The following is a 1,276-nucleotide window of genomic DNA, read 5'->3' as shown; positions in this document are numbered from 1 at the left end:
TGGACCGTTCCCGTCTTGGTGGACACTCCGAGATGAGCGGTGAGTTCCCCCGAGATGGAGGGAGCGGATTATGGGATCGACTCGTCGGAACTTCACTGCCGAGTACAAGGCCAACGCGGTAAGTTTGGTTATCGATGACGGTCGTGCGATCGCTGAAGTTGCACGCAGTATCGGCGTTCACGAGATGACATTGGGGAAATGGGTGAAGAAGACCCGAGATGAGGGAAACGGCGAGTCTGACCGCCCGTTGAATGAGGACGAGCGGGCGGAACTCGAGCGCCTTCGTGAAGAAGTGAAGCACGCCCGCATGGAGGTGGAGTTCGCAAAAAAAGTAGCGACCTGGTTCGCGAAAGACCCGCGGTGAAATTCGCGGCTATCGCGGACTGGGCTGAATCCGATTCCTATCCGGTCACGTTCATGTGTGCTCAACTCGGCGTCTCGACTTCTGGCTACTACAAGTGGCGTGGCAAGTCGCGCTCAGCTCGCGACCTGCGGGACGACGAGCTGACCACGCTGATCGAGAGCCTCTATGGGCGCCTCAATGGCCGCCCCGGTGTTCGTCGTATGCGTGCGGAGCTTGCCGCCGGCGGCCACCGGGTATCGCACAAGCGGGTGTGGCGCCTGATGAAGGCCGCAGGTCTGGAAGGCCGCCACCCGAAGGCATGGAGGCGCACCACCGTCGCTGGCGACGACCCTGTTGCTGCACCTGACCTCATTGGCCGCGACTTCACGGCGGCAGAGGCGAACACCAAGTGGTGCGGCGATATCACCTACGTGCGGACATGGAACGGCTGGGCGTACTTGGCCACCGTCATCGATCTGCACTCCCGAATGGTCGTCGGATGGGCCGTGGCCGACCACATGCGCACCGACCTGGTCACCGACGCACTGGATATGGCCATCGCTCGCCGGCGACCGCCCGGGAAAGTGATATTTCACAGCGATCGCGGAACTCAATACACGTCCGGAGACTTCGACAAATACTGCACAAAAAACAATATCCGGCGATCACTGGGACGTACTGGAATATGTTTCGACAACGCGGTCGCGGAATCATTCTTCGCGAGCTTCAAGAAGGAACTCGTTCACACTCGCCCGTGGCCCACTCTTAAAGCACTCACAAAGAGCACATTCACTTGGATTGAGGAGTACTACAATAGGGTGAGGCGGCATTCCACACTGGGCTATTTGACACCGGTCGAGTTTGAACTAGGATTCAGAGACATATACGAACTCGCTGCTTAATTTCAGTGGCCACTTTAGCGGGAACACTCCA

General features: G+C 58.5%; 2 protein-coding genes. Both read left to right on the top strand.

Going from position 1 to position 1,276, the window contains the following annotated elements; genetic code table 11:
• The first annotated feature begins 70 nt into the window (after positions 1-70).
• Positions 71-364 (top strand): transposase, encoded by a 294-nt coding sequence (locus PV766_RS24045; protein ID WP_378002180.1) that lies wholly within the window; start codon positions 71-73, stop codon positions 362-364.
• A complete protein-coding gene (locus PV766_RS24040) occupies positions 361-1,245 on the top strand; it encodes an IS3 family transposase (RefSeq protein WP_378002181.1) in 885 nt (294 codons plus the stop codon). The genes PV766_RS24045 and PV766_RS24040 overlap by 4 nt, the downstream gene beginning before the upstream one ends.
• Positions 1,246-1,276: the final 31 nt, after the last annotated feature.

Origin of the sequence: Rhodococcus sp. As11, assembly GCF_048957735.1 — a bacterium.
GTDB classification, from domain to species: Bacteria; Actinomycetota; Actinomycetes; order Mycobacteriales; family Mycobacteriaceae; genus Rhodococcus; species Rhodococcus gordoniae.
The sequence above is the reverse complement of the archived record's forward strand: the minus strand, read 5'-3'. Positions and strand labels throughout refer to the sequence as shown.